This window comes from Anaerosalibacter bizertensis, from assembly GCF_009696605.1.
GTDB lineage: Bacteria > Bacillota > Clostridia > Tissierellales > Sporanaerobacteraceae > Anaerosalibacter > Anaerosalibacter bizertensis.
In genome coordinates, this window is sequence record NZ_VULR01000008.1 from 60438 (window position 1) to 84740 (window position 24303).

Annotated in this window: 25 protein-coding genes; 18 read left to right on the forward strand and 7 right to left on the reverse strand. The window is 29.4% G+C overall.

Annotated elements, in window-relative coordinates; translation table 11 throughout:
* The first annotated feature begins 274 nt into the window (after nucleotides 1–274).
* The 13 genes from FYJ27_RS07045 to FYJ27_RS07105 all read left to right on the forward strand — a co-directional run bounded on the left by FYJ27_RS07045 (nucleotide 275) and on the right by FYJ27_RS07105 (nucleotide 13220).
* Nucleotides 275–1159, forward strand: coding sequence for a DMT family transporter (locus FYJ27_RS07045; protein ID WP_154484149.1), 885 nt, complete (start codon nucleotides 275–277; stop codon nucleotides 1157–1159).
* A 226-nt stretch (nucleotides 1160–1385) separates the two neighbouring features.
* Nucleotides 1386–1697 carry a hypothetical protein gene (locus FYJ27_RS07050; RefSeq protein WP_154484150.1) on the forward strand — a complete coding sequence of 104 codons (312 nt, stop codon included), beginning with the start codon at nucleotides 1386–1388 and terminating at the stop codon, nucleotides 1695–1697.
* A 17-nt stretch (nucleotides 1698–1714) separates the two neighbouring features.
* Nucleotides 1715–2704 carry a V-type ATPase subunit gene (locus FYJ27_RS07055; protein WP_154484151.1) on the forward strand — a complete coding sequence of 330 codons (990 nt, stop codon included), beginning with the start codon at nucleotides 1715–1717 and terminating at the stop codon, nucleotides 2702–2704.
* The gene (locus FYJ27_RS07060; protein WP_154484152.1) at nucleotides 2704–4659 is read left to right on the forward strand and encodes a V-type ATP synthase subunit I; all 1956 of its coding nucleotides are present in this window, start codon (nucleotides 2704–2706) and stop codon (nucleotides 4657–4659) included. The genes FYJ27_RS07055 and FYJ27_RS07060 overlap by 1 nt, the downstream gene beginning before the upstream one ends.
* Before the next feature lie 12 nt (nucleotides 4660–4671).
* Nucleotides 4672–5094, forward strand: a complete 423-nt coding sequence (locus FYJ27_RS07065; RefSeq protein ID WP_154484153.1) for an ATP synthase subunit C — start codon at nucleotides 4672–4674, stop codon at nucleotides 5092–5094.
* A gap of 3 nt (nucleotides 5095–5097) precedes the next feature.
* A complete protein-coding gene (locus FYJ27_RS07070; protein ID WP_154484154.1) occupies nucleotides 5098–5403 on the forward strand; it encodes a V-type ATP synthase subunit F in 306 nt (101 codons plus the stop codon).
* Nucleotides 5404–5415: 12 nt separating this feature from the next.
* Nucleotides 5416–6045, forward strand: a complete 630-nt coding sequence (locus FYJ27_RS07075; protein WP_154484155.1) for a V-type ATP synthase subunit E — start codon at nucleotides 5416–5418, stop codon at nucleotides 6043–6045.
* Between the two features lie 19 nt (nucleotides 6046–6064).
* A complete protein-coding gene (locus FYJ27_RS07080) occupies nucleotides 6065–7810 on the forward strand; it encodes a V-type ATP synthase subunit A (protein WP_154484229.1) in 1746 nt (581 codons plus the stop codon).
* Nucleotides 7811–7823: 13 nt separating this feature from the next.
* A complete protein-coding gene (locus FYJ27_RS07085; protein WP_154484156.1) occupies nucleotides 7824–9206 on the forward strand; it encodes a V-type ATP synthase subunit B in 1383 nt (460 codons plus the stop codon).
* A 4-nt stretch (nucleotides 9207–9210) separates the two neighbouring features.
* Nucleotides 9211–9825: a V-type ATP synthase subunit D gene (locus tag FYJ27_RS07090; RefSeq protein ID WP_154484157.1), complete on the forward strand. Its 615-nt coding sequence runs from the start codon at nucleotides 9211–9213 to the stop codon at nucleotides 9823–9825.
* Nucleotides 9826–9927: 102 nt separating this feature from the next.
* Nucleotides 9928–10872, forward strand: coding sequence for an AAA family ATPase (locus FYJ27_RS07095; protein ID WP_154484158.1), 945 nt, complete (start codon nucleotides 9928–9930; stop codon nucleotides 10870–10872).
* Nucleotides 10873–10881: 9 nt separating this feature from the next.
* Nucleotides 10882–11997, forward strand: a complete 1116-nt coding sequence (locus FYJ27_RS07100) for a DUF58 domain-containing protein (RefSeq protein ID WP_154484159.1) — start codon at nucleotides 10882–10884, stop codon at nucleotides 11995–11997.
* Nucleotides 11994–13220 (forward strand): hypothetical protein, encoded by a 1227-nt coding sequence (locus tag FYJ27_RS07105; protein ID WP_154484160.1) that lies wholly within the window; start codon nucleotides 11994–11996, stop codon nucleotides 13218–13220. Before FYJ27_RS07100 ends, FYJ27_RS07105 begins: the two co-directional genes overlap by 4 nt.
* A 33-nt stretch (nucleotides 13221–13253) precedes the next feature.
* Here FYJ27_RS07105 and FYJ27_RS07110 read toward each other — a convergent pair whose 3' ends face one another.
* The 5 genes from FYJ27_RS07110 to FYJ27_RS07130 form a co-directional block, all read right to left on the reverse strand.
* On the reverse strand, nucleotides 13254–14708 hold the full coding sequence (locus FYJ27_RS07110; protein ID WP_154484161.1) for a nicotinate phosphoribosyltransferase: 1455 nt from the start codon (nucleotides 14706–14708) through the stop codon (nucleotides 13254–13256).
* Nucleotides 14709–15173: 465 nt separating this feature from the next.
* On the reverse strand, nucleotides 15174–15434 hold the full coding sequence (locus FYJ27_RS07115; protein WP_154484162.1) for a FeoC-like transcriptional regulator: 261 nt from the start codon (nucleotides 15432–15434) through the stop codon (nucleotides 15174–15176).
* 12 nt (nucleotides 15435–15446) lie between these two features.
* Nucleotides 15447–17450 (reverse strand): ferrous iron transport protein B, encoded by a 2004-nt coding sequence (feoB, locus tag FYJ27_RS07120; RefSeq protein ID WP_154484163.1) that lies wholly within the window; start codon nucleotides 17448–17450, stop codon nucleotides 15447–15449.
* A gap of 68 nt (nucleotides 17451–17518) precedes the next feature.
* Entirely contained in the window at nucleotides 17519–17746 is a 228-nt protein-coding gene (locus tag FYJ27_RS07125; protein ID WP_154484164.1) for a FeoA family protein, read from the reverse strand.
* 17 nt (nucleotides 17747–17763) lie between these two features.
* A complete protein-coding gene (locus FYJ27_RS07130) occupies nucleotides 17764–17985 on the reverse strand; it encodes a FeoA family protein (RefSeq protein WP_154484165.1) in 222 nt (73 codons plus the stop codon).
* Nucleotides 17986–18402: 417 nt separating this feature from the next.
* Here FYJ27_RS07130 and FYJ27_RS07135 point away from each other — a divergent pair, with 417 nt between their 5' ends.
* The 5 genes from FYJ27_RS07135 to FYJ27_RS07155 all read left to right on the forward strand — a co-directional run bounded on the left by FYJ27_RS07135 (nucleotide 18403) and on the right by FYJ27_RS07155 (nucleotide 22886).
* Complete coding sequence (locus FYJ27_RS07135; protein WP_154484166.1) at nucleotides 18403–20775, forward strand: heavy metal translocating P-type ATPase; 2373 nt, start codon at nucleotides 18403–18405, stop codon at nucleotides 20773–20775.
* A gap of 21 nt (nucleotides 20776–20796) precedes the next feature.
* Nucleotides 20797–21003: a heavy-metal-associated domain-containing protein gene (locus FYJ27_RS07140; RefSeq protein WP_154484167.1), complete on the forward strand. Its 207-nt coding sequence runs from the start codon at nucleotides 20797–20799 to the stop codon at nucleotides 21001–21003.
* Between the two features lie 23 nt (nucleotides 21004–21026).
* Entirely contained in the window at nucleotides 21027–21296 is a 270-nt protein-coding gene (locus FYJ27_RS07145) for a metal-sensing transcriptional repressor (protein WP_154484230.1), read from the forward strand.
* 379 nt (nucleotides 21297–21675) lie between these two features.
* Nucleotides 21676–22008: a PadR family transcriptional regulator gene (locus FYJ27_RS07150; RefSeq protein WP_154484168.1), complete on the forward strand. Its 333-nt coding sequence runs from the start codon at nucleotides 21676–21678 to the stop codon at nucleotides 22006–22008.
* Nucleotides 22005–22886 (forward strand): permease prefix domain 1-containing protein, encoded by an 882-nt coding sequence (locus tag FYJ27_RS07155; protein ID WP_154484169.1) that lies wholly within the window; start codon nucleotides 22005–22007, stop codon nucleotides 22884–22886. Before FYJ27_RS07150 ends, FYJ27_RS07155 begins: the two co-directional genes overlap by 4 nt.
* Nucleotides 22887–22912: 26 nt before the next feature.
* On the opposite strand, the gene FYJ27_RS07160 is transcribed toward FYJ27_RS07155, so the two are convergent.
* The gene (locus FYJ27_RS07160) at nucleotides 22913–23410 is read right to left on the reverse strand and encodes a hypothetical protein (RefSeq protein WP_154484170.1); all 498 of its coding nucleotides are present in this window, start codon (nucleotides 23408–23410) and stop codon (nucleotides 22913–22915) included.
* Between the two features lie 463 nt (nucleotides 23411–23873).
* Nucleotides 23874–24290, reverse strand: a complete 417-nt coding sequence (locus FYJ27_RS07165) for a helix-turn-helix domain-containing protein (protein WP_154484171.1) — start codon at nucleotides 24288–24290, stop codon at nucleotides 23874–23876.
* Nucleotides 24291–24303 lie beyond the last annotated feature (13 nt).

The following is a 24303-nucleotide window of genomic DNA, read 5'->3' on the forward strand; positions in this document are numbered from 1 at the left end:
ACTAAACGTAAAAGTCTGGTGATTGAAATTTTGCGGTTTAATATATAGGAAAATATTTTATTTAGCTTTAAAAGGGCCATTTTATCAGAAGAAAAGAGATTGTTAAGATTTAGGCATACATGTTGCAATTATATAATATAAGATTGTATTTAACCTATTTTAGGCAAGAATTCTCCCATCTTCTACAAGTGGATGATGAATTGCCAGGTATTAACTTTTAAAAAATAAGCAATATTTACATAATTAAACAAAATAATATAAGAGGGGGAATTAAATGAAGACTTCAACTAAAAAGAAAAGTCTATATGCAGATTTATCTTTACTTTTAGTAGCAATAATATGGGGAAGTGGATTTATAGTTATAAAAAATGCATTAGACTTTATCCATCCTATCTATATTTTAGTATTAAGGTTTTCACTATCAGCGGTATTAATGGCCTTAGTATTTTGGAAGAGATTTAAAAATACAACTAAGGAAGATATTAAAGCAGGAAGTATTATTGGGGTGTTTTTATTTCTGGCTTTCCTTACCCAGACTATTGGCTTAAAGTACACTACTGTAAGTAAACAAGCTTTTATAACTGCAAGTTATGTTGTAATGGTTCCATTTTTATATTGGGCTCTTACAAAGAAAAAACCAGATATTTATGGATTTATAGCAGCTATTCTATGTTTTATAGGGGTAGGTTTATTAAGTCTTGAAGAAAGCTTGTCTATAAGCTTAGGAGATGGACTTACAATGATTTGTGCAGTATTTTTTGCATGTCATATAATTGCAATAGAATATTTTACAAAAGAACATGATCCTATTATACTTACTATAATTCAATTTGCAGCAGCAGCAGTTTTTTCTTTAATAGTAGCATTGGTATTCAAAGTGGATATGGGTTCTATGAACAATGAAATTATATTTTCCATGTTGTATTTAGCAGTTGTAAGTACTCTAATAGCTTTTGGGATTCAAAATGTAGCCCAAAAATATACATCATCTACCCATACAGCTATAATATTGAGTATGGAATCTGTTTTTGGTAGTTTATTTTCTGTATTGTTATTAGGAGAAGAGTTTACTCTAAAACTTTTCTTCGGATGTTTAATAGTTCTAATAGCTATAATTACAGCAGAAACTAAATGGAGTTTTCTAAGAAAAGACAACTAGAATTTTGAAAAAAGCACTCTTTAAAAAAAGGGTGCTTTTTTTATGTCAAGAATAAAAAATGAAAATAAAAGTAAATAATTGAAGATTTTTAGTAATATTATGTGATTTATTACAAAAACTAAATCAAGATGGAGTAGTTTAGGCTTATATAGTTAATTAATGTCTAAATTTTAAATTTACAATATTTATTGGAGGAGTATAATGAAATAATTATGAGGTGATATATTTGGAAAATATAATAAAAGAAATAATAAATATTAATAGTGAAACTGTAAAGACAAAAGAAAAGCTTGAAAATATAAAAAAAGAAAATGCAAAAATACTAAAAGAAAATATGGATAAAATAGAGGAAGAAATGATGAAGAAAGCAAAACTTGAAGGACAAAACATTTATGAAAAAATCTTAGAAAAGGGAAAAGAAGAGATTAAAAAAATTGAAGAAAAAGAGAAAGCTATAAATAAGGAAATTGAAATGATTTATAGGGAAGAAAAAGGCCTAATATTGAATAAAATTTTTAATGAAGTTTTTAATGGTTAATTTAAGGGGCTGAAATCATGGAAAATGAAAGACGATTTGCAGCATTAAATACTAAGATAAGGGTTTTAAAGGGAAATCTTTTGACAGATGAGGATTTCATATATTTTTTTGATAAAAAAAATGTAGTGGAAATTGCCGAGTATTTAAAAGAAAGTACAAATTATAAAGTAGTTTTAAAAGATGTAAATATAAAAAACATTCATAGGAGAGATTTAGAAAAGTTACTTAAGGAATACATAGTGCTCCAATATAAGAAGCTTCTTTATTATTTTACAGATGACTATAGAAAGCTATTTGAAACTATATTTATTAGGTATGAAATAGAAGACTTAAAATTGCATTTGAGAAATCTATCAAGGAAAGAAGATATTAATGAACTTAATAAATTTGTAGAAAGCTTGAAAGAAACAATATATTATCCAGTATTAAAACCTTATTTAACTGAAGAAGACAGAAGACTTTTATTTTATATGGAAATGAATTTAGATAGATTATATTTTTCACTTCTTAGAAAGTATTCTATGGGATTAAATAAAAAGGATAGCCTTTTATTTAGGGAATTTCTTGGAAAAAATATTGATTTATTAAATTTGGAATGGATTTATAGAGGAATAAAATTTTATAAATTAATTCCTGAAGAGCTTATAAACTATACAATTCAAGATGGACATGAATTTAAATGCAAGGATATAAAGTCCCTTTGCTATTCTAATGAAAGACAGTTTAAAGAAAAGGTATTAAATTCAAAATATAGTTTTTTATTTGATACTAAACAAGATATAGATTTGTATATGGAAAGAAGAATAGAACGGTATTTGTATTTTCAATCCTTAGAATTACTTAGGAAAGGTAAATTAGATATTACAGTATCTTTAGCTTATATTCATCTATTGGAATACGAAGTGAGAGATCTTTTTTCTACTATAGAAGTTATAAAATATGGACTATCTTTTGAAGAGGGAAAGAAGTATCTCATAAGGAGAATTGAAGGAAGTGATGATAGATAATGGCTGTTGAAAAAATGTCTATGATGAATATTGTAGGAGATGTAAGAATTGCAGATAAGGTATTGAAGGATCTTATCCTTTTAGAAAGTATTAGTCTAGTTAATGCTCTAAGAGAAATAGAAGAAAATAGCTTTATGTTCAATGTAAAAGACGAAAATATTGAAAAGATTATAGATTTAAATTTCATATCATCTTTCCCTAAAGATGAAAAATGTGAAGATTGTTTAAAAAAGGTAGAAAAATTAAATAGTATATTTAAAGAAGAACTTTATTTAGATAAAAATTCTTTAAAAGAAGATTATGATTTTGAGGAATCTATAAAGGCTTTTCAAAGTATTTATGAAGAAATTATATTAACATATGATGAGATATTATCTTTAGAGGATGAATTAGAAAGCATTAATAAAGCTTATAAGAATTTCATGTATTTGCAAGATACCGAAATTCATATGGAAGACTTAAGAAACTTAAAGTATTTTAATTATGACTTTGGGGTTTTAACAAAAGAAGATAGATTGAAATTGAAAAAGAATTATGAAAATATATTAGCAGCAGTTCTTCATACAGGTACTGGGGATAATGGAGAAGTATATCTTATTATATATCCTAGTAGCTTAGAAGAGGAGACTACTAGAATTTTAAGATCCCTAAATTTCAATAAGATAGATATTCCTGAAGAATTTTCTGGTACTCCACAAAATATAATTGAGGATCTTCATGTAAAGAAAAGTGAAATTGAAGATAAATTAGAATCTCTAGAAAAAAAGCTAGAAGAGTTAAAGAAGAATAATATAGATGAAGTTCAAAAGTTTCTGAGTAAGGTTCAGATGGCAGAAAAAATTGAAGAGGCAAAGGAAAACATGGCCTGCTCCCAAAAATTTTTCTACCTTTCAGCATGGGTGCCAGCTAGCTATAAAAACAATATAGAAGGTGCTCTAGCTAAATATGAAGGATTACTTATTACATTTAAAGATGAAAGTGAAATTTCAAAATCTAACCCACCTACTAAACTTAAGAACAATAAAATATTTAGACCTTTTGAAACATTGGTTAAGATGTATGGTACACCTTCTTATAATGAATTAGATCCAACACCTTTTTTGAGTATTACATATATGCTTTTATTTGGAGCAATGTTTGGAGATTTAGGTCAAGGACTAGTACTCCTTTTGGGAGGATATATTCTTTCAAGAAAAAAAGGAAGTAAAGTGTTTGGAGGTTTAGTTTCTAGATTAGGGATTAGCTCTATGATATTTGGGACCCTTTATGGAGCTTTTTTTGGATTTGAGGATGTAATTCCAGCCCTTTTAATCAGGCCCTTTGAAAATATAGATATAGTTTTAAAAGCTGCTATAGCCATAGGAATACTTTTGTTGTTTATAAGCTATATATTTAGCATGTTAAACAGTATTAAGAGGAAAGATTTAAAGGATGGATTATTTGGAAAAGACGGATTAGTAGGATTTATGTTCTATATACTTTTATTGCTCCTTATAGGTGGAGTAGTACTTAGAAAGACTATTATTCCTAAAACATTAGGTTTGGTGTTATCTATTGTTTTTATTGCCTTAATGATTTTAAAAGAGCCATTATCCAATTTAATTTTAGGAAAGAGGCCATTATATGGAGAGGACCCTTCAAGTTATTATATAGAAAGTAGTTTTTCTATATTGGAAACCCTTCTAAGTATGTTAAGTGGCACAGTATCTTTTATAAGGGTAGGTGCCTTTGCCCTTACCCATGTAGGGCTATTTATAGCTTTTCAAACTATAGGAGAAATGATAGGTACTCAAGTAGGGAATGTAATTGTTTTGATTTTAGGAAACTTAATCATAATAGGCCTTGAAGGCTTAATAGTATTTATACAAGGTTTAAGGCTTCAGTATTATGAATTGTTTAGCAGGTATTATAAAGGAGAAGGTATTGAATTTAAGCCAATAAGAATTGAAAGATAGGAGGAAAATTAAATGACTTTCATAATGATATCAACTACAATCATGGTTTTAATGACTATTGGAACAGGGTTTTATTTTCTATATAAGGGAGTAGAAGCTAATAAAAGTAAACTTAAAAAGGTACTTTGTTTTAACCTATATGCATTTATACCACTATTAGTTTCAGCTATTGTTATATTTGTACCAAACTTTTCTCAAGCCCAAGGAGCTAATGCTAGTTCACCTTCAGGACTAGGCCTTATGGCAGCAGCCCTTTCTACAGGACTAGCAACTATTGGTGCAGGATATGCAGTAGGAGTAGTAGGATCATCTGCCTTAGGTGCTGTATCAGAAGAACCAGGTATATTAGGGAAAACCCTTATATTTGTTGGATTAGCTGAAGGTATAGCTATATACGGTCTTATAGTGTCAATCCTTATATTAGGGAGACTGTAGAAAATGAGATCATTTCTAATTAGCGACAATAAAGATACAATAGTAGGTCTTAGGCTTGCTGGAATAGATGGAGTTTTAGCCACAAAAAGCAAAGACATAATTGAAGAATTAGATAAAGCTATTGAAAATAAGGATATAGGAATAATAATTCTTACAGAAAATACATTTAACAAGGTAAAAGATAAGGTCTTGGAGATAAAGCTAAGAAAAAAAGTCCCTTTAATAATTACTATACCTAATAGATATGGAATGAGGGATAAAGATTTTATTACAAAATATATAAGAGATTCAATAGGTATTAAAATTTAAGGTGGTGGCATTGTGATTACCATTGAAGATAAACTAAATATATTTTATAAGATAGTACTAGAAAAAGAAAAAGAAGAAAGTCTAAAAGTATTAAATGAGATTGAAGAAAAGAATAAAGCGACTTTAGATAAACATAGAGAAAGACTATTTAAAGTAAAAGATGATATCATAGAAAAAAGTATTAAAAATGGAGAATTGAAAAAAGATGAATTAATTTCTCAGGAAATAGTAGAAGCTAGAAAAAGGATATTTACTAAGAAAGAAGGGTTGTTAGATGACCTTATATTATCTTTAGAGAAAAAAGCTAAAGACTTTGTAAACTCTGAAGAATATAGCCAGTATTTATTAGATGGAATAGGAAGAGTTTTAAAAGATATAGAGGATGAGGCTATAATAATTTATTTGAAGAATGAGGATAGACTTGGCCTTAGTGGAAGTATAGCTAAGGTAGGTATAGAAATAGGTAAGAAAATTTCTTTTGAAAATGCCAATGAAGATATAATTGGAGGATTTATAGTTTCTGATATAGATAAAAAATATTTAATAGATGAAAGCTTTAAGGGAAAAATAGAAGAAAACAAATACTTAATAGGAGAAGAACTATATAGCACCTTAGGAAAAGCAGGTGATATTCTTGACTGATATATTGGGAAAAGTAGATATGATAAACGGGCCTGTTATTAGAGGTGTAGAGATGACAGGATTTAAAATGCGTGAGATGGTGCTAGTTGGCGAAAAAAAGCTTATAGGTGAAGTTATTTCCATTGATGGGGAGACTGGTATCATACAAGTATATGAGGAGACAGAAGGATTAAAAAAAGGAGAGTCTATTGTATCTACAGGGAAACCTTTGAGCCTCAAATTAGGACCAGGAATACTTGGAAATATGTTTGATGGTATAGAAAGGCCATTGAAAAAGATAAATAATGATTTTGGAAGCTTTATTCCAGAAGGCATAGGGCTTATATCCCTTGATGAAGAAAAGCTATGGGAAGTAAATATTTTAGTTAATGTAGGGGATTTTATAAATGAAGGTCAGGTATTTGGAACTGTAGAAGAAACATCCCTTATTACCCATAAATTAATAGTGCCTTTTGGAGTTAGAGGAAAGGTTGTTAATATTAAAGAAAATGGCAAATATTCTATAGAAGAAGAGTTAGTAGTAGTAGAGGATGAAAAAGGGTATAATCATTCGTTAAAGATGTACCAGGAATGGCCTGTTAGAACACCAAGACCAGTTAAAGAAAGATTGCCAATAGATAGATTACTCATTACAGGACAAAGGGTATTAGATATATTTTTTCCTATAGCTAAAGGAGGAACTGCTGCTATTCCTGGAGGATTTGGAACAGGAAAAACTATGACCCAACATCAATTAGCAAAATGGTCTGATGCAGATATTATAGTGTATATAGGTTGTGGTGAAAGGGGCAATGAAATGACTGAAGTATTGGAAGATTTTCCGAAATTAATCGACCCTAAAACTAATAAACCTATAATGGAAAGGACAGTCCTCATAGCTAATACATCAAATATGCCTGTAGCTGCCAGAGAAGCTAGTATATATACAGGAATAACTATAGCTGAGTATTTTAGAGATATGGGATATCATGTAGCCATAATGGCAGATTCTACTTCTAGGTGGGCTGAAGCTTTAAGGGAAATCTCTGGCAGACTTGAGGAAATGCCAGCTGAAGAAGGATATCCTGCTTATCTACCTACTAGGCTTGCAGAGTTCTATGAAAGAGCAGGATATGTAAAAAATTTAAACAATGAAGAAGGGTCTGTAACTATTATAGGGGCTGTGTCACCAGCAGGTGGAGATTTTTCAGAACCAGTTACAGAAAATACAAAAAGGTTTGTAAATGTATTTTTGGCCCTTGATAGAGAATTAGCATATTCTAGACATTATCCAGCTATAAATTGGCTTACAAGTTATAGTGGATATGTAGAAATGCTCAAAGATTTCTATAGTAGAGAATTAGATGAAGATGTAAAAGAGCTTCGAGGAAAAATGTTGAAGCTTTTATATGAAGAAAATAGGCTTAAAGATTTAGTTTCATTGGTAGGGGAAGATGTACTTCCAGATGAACAGAGATTTATCCTTGAGATAGCAAGGGTGATAAAGATAGGCTTTTTACAACAAAATGCTTTTCATAAAGAAGATACATTTGTCCCATTGAAAAAACAAATTCAAATGTTAAAGACAATAGACCATCTCTATGAAAGAGGATTGAATTCAATTGAGAAGGGAATACCAATTTCTCAGATAAAGGATAACAAATTATTTGAGGATATTATTAAGATGAAATACAATATTCCAAATAATAATTTAGATGGAATTGTTGAATTAAATGAACAAATAGATAATTTTTACAATGATTTAGATGCAAAATACTCTAGGTAGAGAGGTAGATAATATGAAGAAGGAGTATTTACAATTAGATAGAATTGAAGGAGCATTGATAGAGCTTTCAAATACTCACAATGTAGGCTATGGTGAAGTAGTAGAAATAGAAAATAATAATGGGAATAAAAAACTTGGAAGGGTTATAAAGATAGAGGAAGATAGTGTAATAGTTCAAGTTTTTGGTTCTACAACAGGCATATCTACTAAAAATACTAAGGTGGGATTTAAAGGGAAACCTTTTGAGATATCATTGTCAAAAGATATTTTAGGAAGAACTTTTAATGGCATAGGAAAGCCTATAGACGGAATGGGAGAGATATACTCTAGAGAAAGTTACAATGTTAATGGAAGACCTATAAATCCAGTAGCAAGGGAGTATCCAAGAAATTATATTCAAACAGGAATTTCTTCAATAGATGGACTTATGACATTAATAAGAGGACAAAAACTTCCTATATTTTCTGGAAATGGCCTTCCACACAATGAATTGGCAGCTCAAATTGTAAGGCAGGCAAAGATAAAGGCTAAAGATGGAAGAGATACAAGGTTTGGAATAGTATTTGCAGCTATGGGAGTGAAACATGATGAGGCCCATTTTTTCAGAGAAACTTTTAGAAAATCCCATGTATTAGATAGGGTAGTTATGTATATAAACTATGCAGATGATCCTATTATGGAGAGAATTATAGCTCCAAGAGCTGCTCTTACAGCAGCTGAATACCTAGCTTTTGAACAAAATATGCATATATTAGTTATAATGACCGATATTACAAGTTATGGAGAAGCGCTAAGAGAGATATCTTCACTAAGAGAGGAAGTACCTAGTAGGAGAGGATATCCTGGATATCTCTATTCAGATTTAGCAAGTCTATATGAAAGGGCAGGAATGTTGAAGGATAAAAGTGGTTCAATTACATTGATACCTATACTTACTATGCCTAATGATGATATTACCCATCCTATTCCAGATCTAACTGGATACATAACAGAGGGACAAATAGTTCTTTCAAGAGAATTATATCAAAAGAATATTTATCCACCTGTAAATGTACTGCCATCACTTTCAAGGTTAATGAAGGATGGTATAGGGGAAGGATTTACAAGAGAAGATCATCCAGATGTATCAAATCAACTTTTTTCTTCCTATTCAAAAGTTCAAGAAGTAAGATCCCTTGCCCAAATAATAGGAGAAGATGATTTATCAGATAAAGATAAAAGGTATTTAGAATTTGGCAGGAAGTTTGAAGAAGTATTTGTAAATCAAGATTTTAACGATGATAGGGACATAGAAGATACTTTAAACATAGGTTGGGAATTGTTATCTATCCTACCAATAGAAGAGTTAGATAGGTTAGATTCTAAATTAATAGAAAAACATATTAAAAATAGGTGATAATATGCCAGTATATAAAATGACCCCTACAAAAGCTAATTTAATTAAAGCTAAAAATTCTTTAGAGTTCTCTAAGAAAGGTTATGAGCTGTTAGATAAAAAGAGAACAGTTCTCATAAGGGAAATGATGGCTCTAATTGAAAGTGCTAATAAAATAGAAAATGAAATAAATATAGCTTTTCAAGAAGCATATAAAAAACTACAGTTTGCTAATATAACTATGGGTTCAGATTCGGTAGAAGAGATAGCCATGTCATTAGAAAAAGAAGAAGGTTTTGATATACTTTTTAAAAGTATCATGGGGGTAGAGATTCCTTATATAAAATACGAAGAAGAACCTTTTTCTACAGAATATGATTTCTTTAGGACCAATCCTACTTTTGATATGGCAGTATTGTCTTTTATAAAGATAAGATACCTTATTTATAAATTAGCAGAAATAGAAAATTCTGTTTACAAGTTGGCTACAGAAATAGAAAAAACTCAAAAAAGAGCCAATGCATTGGAAAAAATCCAAATTCCTAAATACACAAAAGAAATAAAAGTTATTGGAGAAGTTTTAGAAGAAAAGGAAAGAGAAGACTTTTTTAGACTCAAGAGAGTTAAGGGGAAAAAATAGATTAAAACATCCTTACTAAAAGGATGTTTTTTTACTTTTTAAAAAAGGAGAATTGTCTTAATTATCGAACTAATATAATAGAATAAATATTGGAGGGAAATTATGGACAATAAAATTTTTGTAGATTTTAAAGCTAAAATTATTAAAAATGTATCCAAAGTTGTAATTGGAAAAGATAATATAATTGAATTATTAATAGTAGCATTAATATCAGGTGGACATGTATTATTAGAAGATATTCCTGGTGTAGGGAAGACTATGCTAGTTAAAGCTTTTGCTAAAACATTAGGATTACCTTTCAAAAGAATTCAATTTACCCCAGATCTATTGCCTTCAGATATTACAGGTATAAACTATTTCAATCAAAAAATAGATGATTTTCAATTTAGACCAGGGCCATTATTTGCAAATATTGTATTGGCAGATGAAATAAATAGAGCAACTCCTAGAACCCAGTCCAGCCTTTTAGAAGCTATGGAAGAAAAACAAATAACAGTAGATGGAGAAACTAGAGTATTAAATATTCCTTTTATGGTATTGGCTACTCAAAATCCAGTAGAATCTTATGGAACCTTCCCTTTGCCAGAAGCCCAGTTGGATAGGTTTTTTATGAGAATTAGTATGGGCTATCCTACAAGAGAAGAAGAAAAAGAAGTAATATTTAGAAAACCATCATCCAATATAATAGACGATCTTCCTACAATAGTATCCCAAGATGAATTAGATTATGTACTTAATAATTATGGAAAAGTAAAAATCACAGAAGATGTTATGGACTATATTTTAGATATAGTAGAGGCTACTAGAAATAACAGTAAGATTCAGTTAGGAGTAAGTCCTAGGGGAAGTATAGCTTTATTTAAGGCTTGTCAAAGTTATGCAGCTATAAATGGAAGAGATTATATCATTCCAGAAGATGTAAAAGAACTATGCCCCTATGTATTCAACCATAGAATCTTAATAAGAGGAGCAAGTGATATAAAAACTAGCAAAGATATACTTTCCAATATCCTTAACCATATAAAAGTACCTGTGGAAGAACTTTAGGAGGATTATATGCTTTGGTTTTATATTTTAATATTAATATTTACTTTTTTATTAAATAAATTAACTATAAAATACGGGTTTAAAGGAATAGAATACTATAGAAAGATATCTAAAACAAATGTTGAAATAGGTGAAGAGTTCAAAATAACTATGATAGTTGAAAATAGAAAACCTCTACCTGTAACTTTTTTAAAAGTGACAGAACATTTTCCAGATAGCTTTCAATATAAATTCAAAGCAAACCCTATTCAAACAAGTGGATATTTGTATCATGATACAAATATGTTTCTCATGCCTTATCAAAGGATAAAAAGGACCTATACTATGATGGGAAGGGAAAGAGGGGTGCATATATTGAGAAATGCTTCTCTGTCAGTAGGAGATTTCTTAGGTTCTAATACTGAGTATAGAGAAATCGAATATCTTCAAGAGTTAGTAGTGCTTCCTAAAAGTCTCAACATAGCTGAATCTTTAGTAGCTTATGGAGATTATAATGGAGATATATCTGTTAAAAGATGGATAATTGATGATCCTTTAATGACTATAGGAATTAGAGAGTATACAGGAAGGGAGCCTCAAAAATATATTCACTGGAATTCTTCTTTAAGATATGGGAAGCTTATGGTTAAAAACTTTGATTTTACAACGGATAACAATGTAATGCTTATTTTGAATATCGAGTCCAGTAAACCTTTTTGGGCAGATATAAATAAAGAGAGTATTGAAGAATCTATATCTTTATCTAGAGGGGTTATAGAAGAGTTTGAAAAAGAAAAAGTTCCCTATGGGTTTGCAACAAATTCTCAAATAAATGGATTTAATTATGGAGAAAGTTTAATATATCCAGGAATTGGTACAACCCATTTAGATTATATATTAGAGACATTAGGTAGAGTTTCTTATAATATACACTATTCTTTTGAAGAATTGATTGAAAAGCAGATGAGAAAAAATGAAAAACATACCACTTATATAGTCATTACACCGAAAGTTTTAAGCTCTTATATAGAGCCTGTAAAAAGATTAAATAAAATGGCAAATAGACTGGTTCTTATTTCTTTAGACTGTGAAAATTTAGATCTTTTGGATGATTCCATAATTAAATATGTGAGGGAGAAAGAATGATAGGAATAAAACTTCTCAATATAATGGTAAGACTTTCCTTTGTTTTTGCCATAGCAACTTATTTTTTTCCATACCACATAATTTCAAATTTTTCAAGAATTCTATCAGTACATATAATCATATATATATGGACAATATTAGTTACTTGTTTTGGTTTTTATCTAAAGGGAAAAAGAAAACCTTATATTTTAGTAGGCCTTTTATTGATTCCTTTTTTTATATTATTTAAAGAATATATATCTATACTGTTTGTCACTATTATAGTTGTGTCTATATATTTTTATCTATATAAATATGAAGGAATAGATACAGTAGTTTTTACTACTGAAGAATTTAAAAGAGGTCTTACTGTTTTTATGGTCATGATTTTCTTTTCATTTCTAACAGAAACCATATCTTATATTAATAAAAACTCTGGGCTTTTTATGATTATATACTTTTTATCAGGGGTTGTACTACTCCGTAGTTTAAGACATTTAGAACATAATAGGGATATGAAAGAAATAAATAGACAGAATTTAAAATACTTTATTGGTATTATTATATTTTCTATAATTGGAAGTTCAGAAAAACTATTAAATGGAATACTTCTTATTTTAAAAAACATTTATATTGCTTTGGTGGAAATATTATCCAAAGTATTTCGTTGGCTTATTATTGGAGTTGCTTATTTAGTTGTATTCATAATAAATATATTCAAAAAGCGTTTTTCATCAAATAATATAGAAGAGATAAAACCTCAAGAATCTGAACAGATATCTGAAGAAATTTTAGAAATAACAACTAAAGGAATTTCTCCTACTATTAAGTTAATATTTGAGATTGTATTTAAAATATTTCTTATTGGAATAGTCCTATATATAATATGGAGAATGTTCAAAGAAACTAAACAAAAAAGCTCTGAAAAAGAAGGGTATGTAGAAGAAAAAGAATTTATTAAAATAAATAGGAAAAAATCAAGAAGGAAACTATTAATACCTAAAAAGGGAAAAGAGCTTGTAAGATATTATTATATTAAGTTTTTAAATAAATGTATGGAAAACAATATTATTATAAAAAAACATAATACAACGGAAGAAATAAATGATAAAGCAGAAATACTATATAGTAGTGAAGTCTTAAAAGAGTTTAGAAATATCTATATAGATACAAGATATGGAAACAAAGAAGTAGATAAAAAAGATATAAAGAAATATAAGGCAAACTATAAAAAGTTAAAATAAAAAATCCTAGATATCTAGGATTTTTTATTTTTCTTATTTATGTTTTTCTAATAGTTGATTTTTAATAGTCCATAGAGATTCAGATAAGTCTACAAAATATTTATGAGGTTTTTCAAAACGACGTACTTCTTCCCAAAGGGTATTTATTTGTTCACCACAATAATTTCTAATATCCTCTATATTTGGACTTTCATATACTGATTCTCCACCATCAAATATTTTAACTAAAAGTTTCTTTGCATAGAAATTTGTTATGGTTTTGCGTTTCCAAGTATATATAGGATGGAATATTTCATAAGGTTTGGAATCATCTATAACTTCATCATGAAGTGTAATAACATCTGCTATAGCTTTTCCACTATCTCTATCAAAGAGTCTATATACTTGTTTGAAACCAGGAATAGTTATTTTACCAACGTTTTCACTAACCTTTATTTTAGGAATTATTTTTCCATCTTTTTCTATAGCTGCTAATTTATATACTCCACCAAATACTGGTTCAGACTTAGCTGTTATAAGTCTTTCCCCAACTCCAAAGGAATCTATTTTAGCTCCTTGGTTTAAAAGTTCCCTAATCACATACTCATCAAGAGAACTACTAGCTACAATAGGGCAGTCTTCAAATCCAGCTTCGTCTAGCATTTTCCTTGCTTCTTTTGAAAGATAAGCAATATCTCCACTATCTATTCTAATGCCTTTTGGTCTATAGCCTCTAGGAACAACTTCTTCATTAAAAGCTTTTATAGCATTTGGAACTCCAGACTCTAAAACATTATAAGTATCTACTAAAAGCACACAACTATTTGGATATAGTCTTGCATATGCTTTAAAGGAGTCTAATTCAGTAGGAAACATTTGTACCCAACTATGGGCCATTGTACCTAGTGCAGGTACCTCAAAATCTCTATCAACTATAGTGCATGCCGTACCTATACATCCTCCAATATAAGCAGCTCTAGCTCCCAAAATAGCCCCTTCATATCCTTGGGCTCTACGAGAACCAAATTCCATTACAGATCTACCTTTAGCTGCTCTAACTATCCTATTAGCTTTAGTTGCAATAAGACTTTGATGATTTATAGTTAATAGAACCATAGTTTCTACTATCTGTGCTTGTATTATAGGGCCTCTAACTGTAACTATAGGCTCATGAGGGAATATAGGAGTGCCTTCAGGAACAGCCCATACATCACATTCAAATTTGAAGTTTCTTAGATAATCTAAGAATTCTTCGCTAAATAGATTTTTACTCCTAAAATATTCAATATCTTCTTCTTGGAATTTTAAGTTTTTTAAGTATTCAATAAGTTGTTCTACTCCTGCCATTATAGCAAAACCACCATTGTCAGGAATAGCTCTAAAAAACATATCAAAGTAGGCTATCTTGTCTTCCATTCCACATTCAAAGTACCCATTAGCCATAGTAAACTCATAAAAGTCTGCAAGCATTGTTAAGTTCTTCTTATCTTTCCAATCAATATTGGTCATGTCAAATCTCCTTTTAAAATTATTTTGTTACTTCAATTATATTTGGAAATATGAAAAAATTCAACATTATACTACTAAAAATAAAAACGGATGACTCCAATTCTCCTAATTAGGGCCACCCGTTAATCAAGTAAATAGAACCTTATAACCATACTAGCCTTTGAACAGCAAAAATCTATTTTTTCCAATCTGTTAATTCTCCTTTTCTTGTTTTATAAAAAGCTTAAAGATTAAATTAATTTTTATAAAGTGTAAAGTAATATATAATAATTGGCCATCTATCTAAATACAAGGGGACCAAGGGACAAAAAGCTTATTGATGAATGGCCAGTAAAGATTATTGGTTCTATTTATATTAATTGTATATTAATATAATAGAATTGTAAAGTGTTTTTTCAGAAAATTATAAATATTGGCTAAAAAAATTAAGAAGCAATTATAATTGCTTCTTAATTTTAGATATTATTATTTAGAAGTTAATAGCTTTTTACCTTTGTCTGTAATATAAAGGCTATTTGCTATATTTACAGAACATTTTATATTGCAACCTGCACATTTTTTATTGCAAAAATTGTTAGGCATTTCTTCCTCTTCAATATATCCCATCCTTTTTAATTGAGTTAAAAGATGTTCAATCATACTTTCACTAGTATTTAGTTTATTTGCTAATGCTTTCTTAGAAAAAGCCTCCATATTGTTGATTTCTTTTAACATATCTACTAACATATGATCATCTCCTTAACTTAATCCGAACAATCTACCAATTTGGAATATAAGTACTGATACTATCCAACCAATTGCAAAAGTATAGAATGCTGTAAATGCTGCCCATTTAGTTGAATTTGTTTCTCGTTTTATAGTGCCAATTACTGCAGCACATGGTGTGTATAATAAAGTCATAGCCATAAAGGATATTGCACTTAGTGGTGTAAAAGCTCCTTGAACTGCTGATATTAGTTTAGCACCTTCTTCAACACCTGCATATACCATACCAAGTGTAGCAACAACGGCTTCTTTAGCAACAATACCTGCAAACAATCCTACTGATGCTTGCCATGTACCAAAGCCTGCTGGTTTAAATATAGGAGCAATGAAAGTTCCTATTTTTCCTAGTATACTAGCTTCACTATAAGGTTCTACTCCATATGGTAGGACAGATAGTACCCAAAGGACAGTTACAACAGCAAATATTACAGTACCAGCCCTTTTTAAGAAGGAACTTACTTTATCCCACATATTAAGAAGGGTACCTTTTAAAGTAGGAATCCTATAAGGAGGTAATTCCATGACAAAATAAGAGGATTCTCCTTCAAATAATGTTTTACTGAATATTTTACCCATAATTATAGCTACTAAAAATCCAAAAGCATATATAGAAAATAATATAAGAGCTTTATGTTTAGGGAAGAAAGCAGATATAAATACTAAATATATAGGCAGTCTAGCTCCGCAAGAAATAAAAGGATTTATTAAAATAGCTATCATTCTATCTTTTTTGCTATCCAAAGTTCTTGTAGCCATTATTCCAGGAACATTACATCCAACGCCAACCAACATAGATATAAAAGTCTTTCCATGAAGTCCTACAGAACGCATTATTCTATCCATAACATAGGCAGCTCTTGCCATATATCCACTGTCTTCTAAAATTCCAAGTAATAAGTATAAAACCATTATTAATGGAACAAATTCAACAACTGCTCCAACCCCTCCAAGTATTCCATCGGTGATAAAAGCTGTTAATAATTCTGGAGCATTTACACTAATAAGAAAGCCTTCAATAGCCTCGGTAAGAGCTTCCATTCCAGCGTTTAAACCTTCTTGAAGAATATCTTCTCCTATGGCAAAAGTTAACTGATATACAGCAAGCATTATGAGAGCAAATATAGGAAGACCAAACCATTTGTGGGTTAAAACTTTATCAATTTTATCCGACTTAGTAATTACTTCTTCCTTAGGTTTTTTAACAGCTTTATTAACTATATTTCCGATAAATTCATATCTTTTATCAACTATTATAAGTTCAGGTTCCATAGCTGCAACTGCAATAGTATCGCTACTTTTTTGAGCTATGTTAAGAATATTTTTATCTATTATTTTAGAAATATACTCATCACCTTCAAGAAGTTTGATAGCAATCCATTCTGAAGGATAACCAGTATTTAAATTAGCATTTTCTATAACTTCTTTAAGTCTATTAATTTCTAGATCAATATCTTTTCCGTAATCTATCTTATTTTGAGATGTTTTTTCTCTTCCCATGAAATCAATGGCTTCTTTAACTAAATCATCTATTCCGTTCTTTTTAGAAGCTACTGTAGCTATAACAGGTACCCCTAATTCTTTTGAAAGTTTCTTTATATCTATGGAAATATTTTTTTCTTTAGCTTCATCCATCATATTTAAAGCAATAATAACCTTTGTACCCATTTCTAATAGCTGGGTGGTAAGATATAAATTTCTTTCAATATTTGTTGCATCCACTACATTTATAACTATATCTGGATCATCCTTCATAATAAAATCCCTAGCAACAACCTCATCTTCAGAATAGGCCCCTAAACTATAGGTTCCAGGTAAATCTACTATATTGTATTTTTTACCGTTAAAGTCAAGGGTTCCTTCTTTTTTCTCTACAGTAACTCCAGGCCAATTTCCTACATGCTGATTAGTTCCTGTAAGAGCATTAAATAAGGTGGTTTTTCCACTATTAGGATTTCCAACTAATGCAATTGTGTTCAAAGTATTCGCCTCCTAATCAATTAATAATCATTATCAATCACATTTTAAAAAAATAATATACAAACTAATTATTGTTTATTAATCAGTATTTTTTGAGCAAGTCCACGTCCCAAGGCAATTTTATAGCCAGACAGGGAAACGATAATAGGGCCTGCATCATTTTTCATAACTTTTACTTCCGTTCCTTTGTTAAACCCCATTTCATATAATCTTTTAGATACTTTTTCGCCACCTAAAATATTTTCAACCGTACCTTTTTCACCAGTGTTAAAAAAACTTAAAGGCATATTGTTCATATTTTCACCTCCTAAAGCTATTCTACTATTATATTAGCAGCTTCATTTTTTCTTAAAGTAAGTTTATATCCTCTTAATAATATTTCAATAGGATCACCTAAAGGAGCCTTACCTTTAATTTCTATTTCTACCCCTGGAACTACCCCCATATCCATAAGCCTTCTTCTAACAGAAGTATTTTTTGATATCTGTTTAACTTTAGCTTTTGAGCCTAAAGGCATTTCATCTAAACTTTTCATTTTCATCCTCCTTATCCGAACTTTTTCGAAAATGATAATCATTATCAAATACATGATAATACATAATAGATTTAAAATCAATAGGTTTTGTTAAAAAATATCTAAACTTTTTTAAAAAATTGAAAGGGGAGTAAGATGTAACTAGTCTGTAACTATTTTTATGCAAAATAGTACTATAATAAGTATTAGATAATAAATTCAATTAAAAACTTAATGCATATGTGCAATATTTACTACTAAGACGCCCCTTAGTATCCCCTTCCTACCTACTATTTTAAAATAGTAGGTATTTTTCTGTTCAATAAACTGATTAGAAATATATAATTGAGAAAAACTATATAATGGCTTTACAAATTTAAAAGATAATGATACTATATATTCAGACACCCCCCATGGGGGTAGGGAAGGAGTGAAAAAATGGGTACAAAAAGTATAACTTTAAATATATCTGGTATGTCCTGTGCTGCATGTGCACAGAGAATAGAGAAGGTACTTTCAAAACATGAAGGCATAGAATCTTCAGTAGTCAATTTATTGGCAGAAAAGGCTACAATAGAGTATTATGAAGATAAAATTTCCTTAGAAGATATAGTAAAAACTATTGAAAAAACAGGTTATGAAGTCAGGTTGAATAAAGTAAATCTTTTAATTGAAGGAATGACCTGTTCAGCTTGTTCTGCAAGGGTTGAAAAGGCTTTAAATAAAATAGATGGAGTAGTAGAAGCTAATGTAAACTTAACTTTAAACAGGGGAACTATAAGCTATATATCTGACGAATTAGATCCTAAAGAATTTGTAAAGGCTGTAGAAAAGGCTGGATACAAAGCAGAAATAGAAAAGGAAAGGGATGCAGATAGGGAAAAAGAAGCAAGAGAAAAAGAGATAAAGTCTTTAAAAACTTCTTTTATTATATCAGCTATATTAAGCATACCACTATTTTCAGCAATGTTCTTCCATATGGCTGGAGTACACACTATACTTAATAATGGATATTTTCAATTAGCATTGGCAACTCCAGTACAATTTATAATTGGGTATAGATTCTACAAAGGTGCTTTTAACTCATTAAGAGGTGGAGGAGCCAATATGGATGTGCTAGTGTCTATGGGAACTAGTGCGGCATATTTCTTTAGTTTATATAATTTATTGTCAGGAGTAGAAGAATACTATTTTGAAGCTTCGGCAGTTATCATTACTTTAATCCTTCTAGGAAAGACCTTTGAAGCAGTAGCTAAGGGAAAGACTTCAGAAGCTATTAAAAAGCTAATGGGTCTTCAACCTAAGACTGCAAGGATTATAAAAGATGGTGAAGAAATAGATATTCCAATAGATGATGTAGAAGTAGGAAATATTATTGTAGTTAGACCAGGAGAAAGGATTCCAGTAGATGGAGTGATAGTAGAGGGGAGTTCATCTATTGATGAATCTATGATTACAGGGGAAAGTATTCCAGTAGATAAGAAGGCTGGGGATGAAGTAGTTGGAGCAACTATAAATAAATTTGGTACATTTAAATTTGAAGCAAAAAAGGTAGGAAAAGATACAGCATTGGCTCAAATCATTAAATTAGTAGAAGATGCTCAAGGTTCAAAGGCCCCAGTTCAAAGATTAGCAGACAAAATATCAGGAGTATTTGTTCCTACCGTATTAGTTATTGCATTACTAACCTTTTTAATATGGTATTTTGTAAAAGGAGATTTTACCCATGCCCTAATTAGCTCAGTAGCCGTACTTGTTATAGCTTGTCCTTGTGCATTAGGATTAGCAACTCCAACGGCTATTATGGTTGGAACAGGAAAAGGTGCAGAAATGGGTATTTTAATCAAGGGCGGAGAGCATTTAGAGAAAACCCATGAACTAGACACTATAGTATTTGACAAAACAGGAACTATAACTAAAGGAGAACCTGAAGTTACAGATATAATAACTTTTGGAGAAGATAAGGACAATATTCTGAGATTAGGAGCAATAGCTGAAAAAACATCGGAACATCCATTAGGCCAAGCAATAGTTATGAAGGCAAAAGAAAAAGATATGGAGTTAATAGATCCTGAAATGTTCTTAGCTATACCAGGAAAAGGGATCCATTCAGTAATAGATGGAAAGCATATCTATATAGGAAATAAAAAATTAATGAAGGATGCAAGTATAGAAGTGGAAATAGCAGAAGAAGAGCTTATACGATTAGAAGATGAAGGAAAAACTGCTATGCTTCTTTCCATAGATGGGGAGATAAAAGGTATAATAGCTGTAGCAGATAGTGTAAAAGAAAGCTCTAAAGAAGCTATAGACCAGTTAAAGAATATGGATATAGATATATATATGATAACTGGGGATAATGAGAGGACTGCAAAAGCTATTGCCAACGAAGTTGGAATTAAAAATGTATTGGCAGAGGTACTTCCAGAACATAAGGCAGAAGTAGTAGAAGATATTAGGGCTAAAGGAAAGAAAGTAGGTATGGTAGGGGATGGAATAAATGATGCACCAGCATTAGTTGCAGCAGATATAGGATTTGCCATAGGTACTGGTACAGATGTAGCTATGGAAGCAGCAGATATAACCCTTATGGGAGGAGATTTGAAGGATATAGCTAAGGCTATAAGATTGAGCAAGAGGACTATGAAAACTATTAAACAAAATCTATTCTGGGCCTTTGCATACAATACAGCTGGAATCCCTATTGCAGCCATGGGCTTTTTAAATCCTATGATAGCAGGTGCAGCAATGGCCTTTAGTTCAGTATCAGTTGTAACAAACTCTTTAAGGCTTAAAAATTTTAAAGGATAAAATAAAAAAGGAGAGATTATCATGGAAAAAACAATATTAATAGAAGGTATGTCTTGTGGTCACTGTGTTAAGGCAGTGAAAGAAGCATTGAAAGAATTAGACGGGGTTAAATCTGTAGTTGTAGATTTAGAAGGAAAAAAAGCAGTTGTTGAAGGGGATAATTTAGATGATAATAAAATAAAAGAAGCCATAGATGAAGCAGGATATGATATAATTGAAATAAAATAATGTAGATGGTGATAAAGAAAATGATGAATGATGAGAAAAAAAAGGCAATGAATCTTTTAAAGACTGCAAGAGGTCAAATAGATGGTATTGTGAGGATGATAGAAGATGATAGATACTGTGTAGATATATCAACTCAAATACTATCAGCAATAGCCCTTTTAAAAAAAGCTAATATAAATATATTGGACCAACATCTGAAACACTGTGTTAGCGAAGCTATATTGAAAGGTGAGCATGAAGGAGAAGAAAAAATAAACGAGATAATTACTATAATAGATAAATATATAAAATAAACTGATGCCATATGGCATCAGTTTATTTTATATACTAAATAGATGAATAACATATTTGTTTTAAATTATTGAAATATTAAATATTTGATGATAGTACTGAAGTTGAATGGTGTTTATAATCATATTTCTTGTTGTAAGTTAAATAATGGAACAAAATAAATTAAATTGTTAATAGCCAGCTATAAATATTAAAAGGAAAATATGATATAAAAGCCCTAAGAATTAATATATTTAATTTAATATTTCAAGATAGATAGTGTATGTTGATTTAATCTTAAAATTTGGGGGGATTTTAATACTTTTTACTATTGACAAATATCATATATCGTGTTACTATGTATAGTGTTACTACATATAATACTTATGAGGTGTTTTAATCATGAATACTGAGTTATTAAAGGGAGTTGTAGAAATCTTCATATTGGGTTTAGTTTTTAAAAAGGATAGCTATGGATATGAAATAGCGAAAAATATAAAAGATTTGTCCAACGAAAAATATGCTATAGCTGAAGGTACTCTATATCCCGCCTTAAAGCGGTTGGAGAATAAAGGGTGCTTAAAATCATATATGCATTTTAACCAGGAAAACAAACGAAAAAGAAAATATTATAAGATAACGGAAGATGGTAAAAAGGAATTTTTTTCAAAGTGTCAAGAATTTAAAGAGTTAGGTTCTTTAATAAAATATCTAGAGGAGGGTATATGTAAATGAAAAGTTTGATAGATAAATACATATCTTCTGTGATAGAACAAATAGGTATAAATGAAGAAGAAAAAGCAATAGTTAAAAATGAAATAAAATCTCATTTAGAAGAATCTAAGAGTACCTACATGAAAAATGGATTATCTGAAAAAGAAGCTGAAAAAGAATCTATTAATGATTTTAAGTATAGTAATTTTATTTCCGATATGAAAGAAGCCTATACTATCAATAAACAGTCACATTTTTATATAAAAGACTATTTTAAATCAATAGCTTTAATGGTGCTTTTATATTTTATGTCGTTATACCTTTTTGCACATATTTTAGGAGTTCCAGATAATTTACCACAAAGTAAATCTTTCTTTTTTTCTTATTTAATAATATATATATATATAAAAATTAAATTAATAAAAAACAATACTCTAGAGACCATGAAAGTATTAGTTTTTATAGGTATAGTTTCTTTATTAATAATAACTATAATAGATAGTTTTGTATTTTTTATATTAAGTCAATTTACTAAATTTACTTACTCATTTGATGTTAACTTATTAAAGTTATTATTATTTAGTTTGCCTTTATTTTATTTATTAGATTATTTAATAAATAAAATAGATTTTTTATCAAGAATTAATATATATAATCTTAGCTTTATAAATTTTTTATTTATAATACTAATTATCGTACTTAATATATTGTATATAATAATACCAAATAGATTTTATGCAATCAGTTTACTACTCTCTAAATTAAATTTAAATATAAAAAACAAAAATATATTATACATCACTACTAGTAGCAATGTTTTCCTGCCTAATGTAGGTTTAATATTATTAATTATATTTGTCGCCAAAAAACTTTCAAATAAAAATAAAGTGAAAGATTAAAATCTTTTAATCTTTCACTTTATAATCTATTTAGGACATCCTATACAATTAAGATCCTGTGTATACACATGCATATTTGCAATAACTTGGAAATTATTATAATTTGTGAGTCTAATTTTATACCATCCTGGATCTAGTTTTTTAAAATATACAGTTCCTTTTCCATTTTTAACTATTCTAGAATTAACAACTTTTCCATCTTTCATTAGTTCTATCTTGAAATTTTTATTACCGCCTATGCTATAGCTTACCTTAAAAGTTGAGTAATAGGTATTACTTCCTACTGCATTTCTTGTATTGAAACCTTGTTTATTGGGGTGGTCCATATACCTTTGACTATGAGCAGGTATTTTTACTGGTTTGCCAGACCAATCATACATTGTACAAGGTTCCACTACTAAATCTGTTGAAAAATCGAACTCTTCTAATGAATCACTACTAGCATAAATATCTTTACTTTGTGGAAATGCTATTAGTACAAAAAATAATGAACCTAATAGTAATAAAGAAATCTTTTTTTTCATGTCCATATAACCTCCTTTTAGTATTTGAGGAAATTGCACATTTAACTTATCTACAATACCACTTCAATATAGAGTATGTAAATTTTAAATATATGCTATATGTTGTTATGCTATATCTATTTAGCTTTGGATTTTAAATTATGCAATTTTCTCATTTAAATACTAAATTATCATACAAACACGATAAACTTTGTCATAATATGTAATACTTAAGTCGTAAATTATAACAAAGTTTTCATGTTTTATTGTAAAAGCATTGCTCTAACTAATTTTGTGGTACTGGTATATAGACCTAAGCCAGTGAGGTGGATTTGAAGAAATGATTGCTTGTTTGGGTTTGTGAGGAAGCTGATACATCAGCTGGTACATTTTATTATTTAAGTTTGTAATTTAATTTATGATTTTAACATGAGAGGTGCTCTTTTCTAACAAGACATATTTATTTCGTGATATTTATTTTATATTATCTATTTTTTAAATATGGAACAATCAATTTAGTCATATCTTTTATTAAATTTATCTCTGTTTTAGAACAACGTTGTAATATATTAAGTAGTTCTTTAATATCTTCATCTAACGCTTTATTATAATTTTCTTCACTATTTTCTAGTACATGAAATTCTTTTTGTAAATCTAATTCTTCGTTAGATTTTTTACAACCTTTCAATATATAATCTACAGATACATGAAGAGAATTAGATATTTTAACCAAGGTGTCAACGCTCATTTTCCTATCCCCTCTTTCTATTTGACCTATATAAAAAGGGGACAATCCAATAATTTCTGCAAGTTTTTCTCTAGTTAAATTTAACCTTTCTCGTTCTGCTCTTATTCTTGCTCCTATCTCTATAAAGTTTAAATCTTTTTCTTTTTTGTCCATATACTCCACTCCT